The organism is Variovorax sp. 20P10.2.4 (genome assembly GCF_058244205.1).
Map to the genome: position 1 here is coordinate 1 of NZ_JBZAYE010000504.1, position 5,489 is coordinate 5,489.

The following is a 5,489-nucleotide window of genomic DNA, read 5'->3' on the forward strand; positions in this document are numbered from 1 at the left end:
CATCGCGCTGGGCTGGGCGCTGCGCCATGCCAACGCCTGGCTGCCGCGCATCGCGGGCGCCGCGGTGGTCAGCCTGGGCGCCACGCTGCTGGCGCAGGCGATCTGAGGCGAGGCCCCGGTCCATGATCCCCGGCGAAATCCTCACCGACGACGGCGACCACACGCTCAACCCGGGCCGTCGCACCCTCACGCTGGTGGTGCAGAACACGGCCGACCGGCCGATCCAGGTCGGCTCGCACTACCACTTCGCCGAAACCAACGGCGCCCTCGGCTTCGACCGCGAGGCCGCGCGCGGCATGCGCCTGAACATCGCCTCGGGCGCCGCGGTGCGCTTCGAGCCGGGACAGCAGCGCACGGTCGAACTGGTCGATTTCTCGGGCGACCGCATCGTCTACGGCTTCCGCGGACTGGTTCAGGGCAAGCTCTGAGCGGGCGCCGGCATGCTGTCACTCGCGCTCTCCGCCTTTCTGCTGGGCCTGGTGTTCAATGCCGCGCCGGGGGCCGTGTTCGCGGAAACCGTGCGCCAGGGACTGCAGGGCGGTTTCCGTCCGGCCTTCGCCGTCCAGGTGGGCTCGCTGGTCGGCGACGCGCTGTGGGCCGTGCTGGGCCTGGCCGGCGCGGGCGCGCTGATGCAGATCGATGCCCTGCGCTGGCCGCTGGGGATCGCCGGCGTGCTCTATCTCGCCTGGCTCGCGGCCGACAGCTGGCGCGCCGCGAAGCGCGATGCCGGCATCGAGCGCGCGCAGGCCGTGCCCGCGAAGCGGGCGCTGCGCTCGGGCGTGATCCTCTCCGCCACCAATCCCCAGAACCTGGCCTACTGGGCCGCGCTCGGCAGCGCCATGGCCGGCCTCGGCATGGACCGGCCGACCACCGCCCACTACGCCGTCTTCTTCACCGGCTTCATGGCGGCCTCCGTGCTCTGGTGCTTCGTCTGCGCGGGCCTCGTCGCCAGGCTCTTCGGCCGCTCGGCATCGCGCTGGGCCGGCGTGACGCACCGCCTGTGCGCCCTCGCGTTCATGGCGCTGGCGGTCGCCTCGATGCGCGACCTGCTGAATTTCACCGGCCCCGCCGAGAACCGGCCCGCGGCCTCCCCCGCAAGACAAGGAACGACATGGCAACCATAGGCAGGCGCGCCTACGCAGAAATCTTCGGCCCCACGGTGGGCGACCGCGTGCGGCTGGCCGACACCGAGCTGCTGATCGAGGTCGAGGCCGACTACACGCTGCGCGCCGGCGGCTACGGCGAGGAGGTCAAGTTCGGCGGCGGCAAGACGATCCGCGACGGCATGGCGCAGTCGCAGCGCACGCGCGCGCAGGGTGCCGTCGACACGGTGCTCACCAACGCGCTGATCCTCGACCACTGGGGCATCGTCAAGGCCGACATCGGCCTGAAGGACGGCCGCATCGCCGCCATCGGCAAGGCCGGCAATCCCGACGTGCAACCGGGTGTCGATATCGTGATCGGCCCGGGCACCGAGATCGTCAGCTGCGAGGGCAACATCGTCACCGCCGGCGGCATCGACAGCCACATCCACTTCATCTGCCCGCAGCAGATCGAGGAGGCGCTGGCCTCGGGCGTGACCACCATGCTGGGCGGCGGCACCGGCCCCGCCACCGGCACCTTCGCGACCACCTCCACGCCCGGGCCCTGGCACATCGAGCGCATGCTGCAGGCGGCCGACGCGTTCCCGATGAACCTCGGCTTCCTGGGCAAGGGCAACGCCAGCCTGCCCGGCGCGCTGCACGAGCAGATCGAGGCCGGCGTGATCGGCCTCAAGCTGCACGAGGACTGGGGCACCACGCCCTCGGCGATCAGCAACTGCCTCGACGTGGCCGATGCCACCGACACGCAGGTGGCGATCCACAGCGACACGCTCAACGAGTCGGGCTTCGTCGAGAACACGATTGCGGCCGTGGGCGGCCGCGCGATCTGCGCCTTCCACACCGAGGGCGCGGGCGGCGGCCATGCGCCCGACATCCTGCGCGTGGTGGGCGAGGCGAACTTCCTGCCCTCGTCGACCAACCCCACCATGCCCTACACCGTGAACACGCTCGACGAACACGTCGACATGCTCATGGTGTGCCACCACCTCGACGCGGGCATCGCCGAAGACCTGGCCTTCGCCGAGTCGCGCATCCGCAAGGAAACCATCGCCGCAGAAGACGTGCTGCACGACCTCGGCGCGATCAGCATGTTCAGCTCCGACAGCCAGGCGATGGGCCGCGTGGGCGAGGTGGTGCTGCGCTGCTGGCAGACCGCGCACAAGATGAAGCTGCAGCGCGGCACGCTGCCCGAGGACAGCGCGCGCAACGACAACTTCCGCGCGAAGCGCTACGTGGCCAAGTACACGATCAATCCCGCGATCGCGCACGGCATCGCGCACGAGGTCGGCTCGATCGAGGTCGGCAAGTGGGCCGACATCGTGGTGTGGAAGCCTGCCTTCTTCGGCGTGAAGCCCTTCACCATCATCAAGGGCGGCAGCATCGCGATGGCCGCGATGGGCGACCCCAACGCCTCGATCCCGACGCCGCAGCCGGTGCACTACCGCCCGATGTTCGGCGCCTATGGCGGCTCGCTCGCGAAGGGCTCACTGACCTTCGTCTCGCAGGCCGGCCTGGCCGCGGGCATCAAGGAGCGCTACGGGCTGGCGAAGAACCTGGCGGCGGTGAAGAACATCCGCAACGTGCGCAAGAAGGACCTGATCCACAACGGCTATGCGCCGAAGATGGAGATCGATGCGCAGACCTATGCGGTGCGCGCGGACGGGCAGTTGCTGACCTGCGAGCCGGCGAAGCTGCTACCGATGGCGCAGCGCTACTTCCTGTTCTGAGACAAGGCCCGAAAGTCCGGCGCGGCACGCCGGCTTGACAGGCTGCGTATCCTTGAAAGCATCGTTCCTGTCTTCAGACGCGCCACGCGTCCCACCGCACCATGCTCACCGCCAACAAACTCATGCCCCAGGGCCGCGGCCTCGCGCCCGTGCTGCTCAAGCGCGCCGCCACCATCGAACTCGACTGGGACGTGCGCCAGAAAAGCCGTTTCGACGCCACCGATTCGCAGGGCCGGCAGATCGGCGTGTTCCTGCCGCGCGGCACGGCCGTGCGCGGCGGCGACGTGCTGGTGGCGGAAGACGGTTCGCTGGTGCGCGTGATCGCGGCGCCACAGCCGGTGCTGCGCATCACGCACTGCACGGCCCACGGCACGCCCTTCGATCTGACGCGCGCGGCCTACCACCTGGGCAACCGTCATGTGCCGATCGAGCTCAAGCCCGACCACCTGAAGATCGAACCCGACCATGTGCTGGCCGACATGCTGCGGTCGATGCACCTGATCGTGGTGGCGGTCGAGGAGGCTTTCGAACCCGAGGGCGGGGCCTATGGGTCGCACGAGCATTCGCATGGGGGTGGGCACAGCCATGACCATGACCACTCGCATGGTCATGCGCATTCTTCGGGGCCGAAGCCGCTGGTGCTGGCGCCGGAGCTGCTCGATGACCATGGGCACTCTCACTGAGATGGGGGGTGGGTTTTCGGATCGGGCCGGCTTGTTTCGGTCGGGGCGGGCGCACGCCGATGGGGTACTCCCCTCCGCGAATGTCCCCCGCCTTCGGCTCCTCCTTTATTTCGCTGCGGGGAGTACCCCATCGACGTGCGCCAGACGCGCTGCGCTCGATCGGCCGGCACCACCGCAGCGTCTCCGTGCACAGGGCAGTGGGTGCTTCCCGCAGCGAAATAAAGGAGGAGCCCGAAGGGCGGGGGACATTCGCGGAGGGAAGTACCCGCTGTCCTGTGCACGCGCCCCGAACACACGCGTCCCGGAAGGCAAGTCGACACCGCACTGACATGCCAGAACCCCAAAGCCTCCTCCTGCTCATCTGGCTAGCCTCCCCCGCCCTCCCGGTCGGCGGCTTCTCGTACTCCGAAGGTGTCGAGGCCGCCGTCGAATGGGCCGGCGTTGACACCGAGGCCAGCGCCGCCGAATGGCTGTCCGACCAATTGCACCTGAGCTTCGCGCGCGGCGACCTCGCCTTGGTCGCGCAAGCCATCGCCGCCTGGCGCGCCGACGACAAACAGCGCGTCCACGTGCTCAACGACTGGGTGCTGCAAACCCGCGAATCGGCCGAGTTCTTCCTGCAGACCGAACAGATGGGCCGCTCCTTCGTCGAATGGCTCAAGCTGCACCATGCCGACACGGCCGAGGTCTTCGCCGGCCTGCCCGCGAGCTATCCCGTGGCCTTCGCGTTCGCGGCCCACCGCTCGGGTGCTTCGGTGCACGACGGCTGCCTGGCCTTTGCTTTCGGCTGGGCCGAGAACATGGTCGCGGCCGCGGTCAAGGCCGTGCCGCTCGGGCAGAGCGCGGGACAGCGCATCCTCGGGCGGCTCGCGCAGGAGATTCCCGCGGCCGTGAACCATGCGATGCAGCTGTCCGACGACGATCGGCAGGCCTTCGCGCCGCTCTTGGCCGTGCTGTCGGCGCGGCACGAAACCCAGTATTCGCGGCTCTTCCGCAGCTAGATTTTTTCCTTCACGCACCCACCATGACCTCCGCCCTGCACCACATCCCCAACCGCACCAAGAAGCTGCCGCCGCTGCGCGTGGGCATCGGCGGCCCCGTCGGCTCGGGCAAGACCACGCTGCTGGAGATGCTCTGCAAGTCGATGCGCGACAGCTACGACCTGGTCGCGATCACCAACGACATCTACACCAAGGAAGACCAGCGCCTGCTGACCGTGGCCGGCGCGCTGCCGGCCGAACGCATCATGGGCGTGGAGACCGGCGGCTGCCCACACACCGCGATCCGCGAGGATGCCTCGATCAACCTCGAGGCCATCGACCGCATGCTCGAGGACTTTCCCGATGCCGACGTGGTGTTCGTCGAATCGGGCGGCGACAACCTCGCGGCCACCTTCAGCCCCGAACTCTCGGACCTCACGATCTACGTCATCGACGTGGCCGCGGGCGAGAAGATCCCGCGCAAGGGCGGCCCCGGCATCACCAAGAGCGACCTGTTCGTCATCAACAAGACCGACCTCGCGCCCTACGTGGGCGCCAACCTCGACGTGATGGAACAGGACACGCAGCGCATGCGCCGCCAGAAGCCCTACGTGATGACCAACCTCAAGACCCTGACCGGCGTGGCCGAGGTCGTGCGCTTCATCGAGGAACGCGGGATGCTCAAGACGGCCTGAGGCCGCCAACTCACGGCTTCACAGCTCGCTGCCGTCGCGCAGCTGGCGCTGCTTGTAGACCAGCCGCACGCTGGCGCGGCGCGGATCGCCCACGCGCTGCACGTAGACATCCATCTCGCCGCTGCTCCAGGCCGCATAGGCACTGCCCGGATCGTTGGCCGCGAGCTCGGCACCGAAGGCGCCACGGCCCCACTGCAGCAGTTCTGCAAAGGCCGCGCCGCCGCCATCGGGCAGGCCCTGCGCCGAAGCCGCGTACTCCACGCGCCGCAGCTGCGAATCGGCAAAGAAGAAGGTCGGTTCG

At 69.0% G+C, this 5,489-nt stretch carries 6 protein-coding genes and 1 pseudogene; 6 read left to right on the forward strand and 1 reads right to left on the reverse strand.

All coding sequences use genetic code 11. The annotated features are described in order from the left end of the window. The first annotated feature begins 122 nt into the window (after positions 1-122). The 6 genes from AC27VN_RS31405 (at position 123) to ureG (ending at position 5,188) form a co-directional block, all read left to right on the forward strand. Entirely contained in the window at positions 123-428 is a 306-nt protein-coding gene (locus tag AC27VN_RS31405) for an urease subunit beta (RefSeq protein WP_209541777.1), read from the forward strand. A gap of 12 nt (positions 429-440) precedes the next feature. Further along, a complete protein-coding gene (locus AC27VN_RS31410) occupies positions 441-1,124 on the forward strand; it encodes a LysE family transporter (protein ID WP_209541778.1) in 684 nt (227 codons plus the stop codon). Beyond that, entirely contained in the window at positions 1,112-2,830 is a 1,719-nt protein-coding gene (ureC, locus tag AC27VN_RS31415) for an urease subunit alpha (protein WP_490879090.1), read from the forward strand. The genes AC27VN_RS31410 and ureC overlap by 13 nt, the downstream gene beginning before the upstream one ends. Positions 2,831-2,931: 101 nt before the next feature. Further along, the gene (ureE, locus tag AC27VN_RS31420; RefSeq protein WP_490879091.1) at positions 2,932-3,513 is read left to right on the forward strand and encodes an urease accessory protein UreE; all 582 of its coding nucleotides are present in this window, start codon (positions 2,932-2,934) and stop codon (positions 3,511-3,513) included. 329 nt (positions 3,514-3,842) lie between these two features. Continuing rightward, complete coding sequence (locus tag AC27VN_RS31425) at positions 3,843-4,514, forward strand: urease accessory protein UreF (RefSeq protein WP_490879092.1); 672 nt, start codon at positions 3,843-3,845, stop codon at positions 4,512-4,514. A gap of 23 nt (positions 4,515-4,537) precedes the next feature. Continuing rightward, positions 4,538-5,188 carry an urease accessory protein UreG gene (gene ureG, locus AC27VN_RS31430; protein WP_093341072.1) on the forward strand — a complete coding sequence of 217 codons (651 nt, stop codon included), beginning with the start codon at positions 4,538-4,540 and terminating at the stop codon, positions 5,186-5,188. 18 nt (positions 5,189-5,206) lie between these two features. On the opposite strand, the pseudogene AC27VN_RS31435 reads toward ureG, so the two are convergent. Then, positions 5,207-5,489: pseudogene (locus AC27VN_RS31435) on the reverse strand (hypothetical protein); the annotation flags it as partial.

What these genes read in the sequence shown, in the direction of transcription:
- AC27VN_RS31425 (WP_490879092.1), top strand. Translation starts at nt 3,843, where the DNA reads ATGCCAGAACCCCAAAGCCTCCTCCTGCTCATCTGGCTAGCCTCCCCC.
- ureG (WP_093341072.1), top strand. Translation starts at nt 4,538, where the DNA reads ATGACCTCCGCCCTGCACCACATCCCCAACCGCACCAAGAAGCTGCCG.
- ureC (WP_490879090.1), top strand. Translation starts at nt 1,112, where the DNA reads ATGGCAACCATAGGCAGGCGCGCCTACGCAGAAATCTTCGGCCCCACG.
- AC27VN_RS31410 (WP_209541778.1), top strand. Translation starts at nt 441, where the DNA reads ATGCTGTCACTCGCGCTCTCCGCCTTTCTGCTGGGCCTGGTGTTCAAT.
- ureE (WP_490879091.1), top strand. Translation starts at nt 2,932, where the DNA reads ATGCTCACCGCCAACAAACTCATGCCCCAGGGCCGCGGCCTCGCGCCC.
- AC27VN_RS31405 (WP_209541777.1), top strand. Translation starts at nt 123, where the DNA reads ATGATCCCCGGCGAAATCCTCACCGACGACGGCGACCACACGCTCAAC.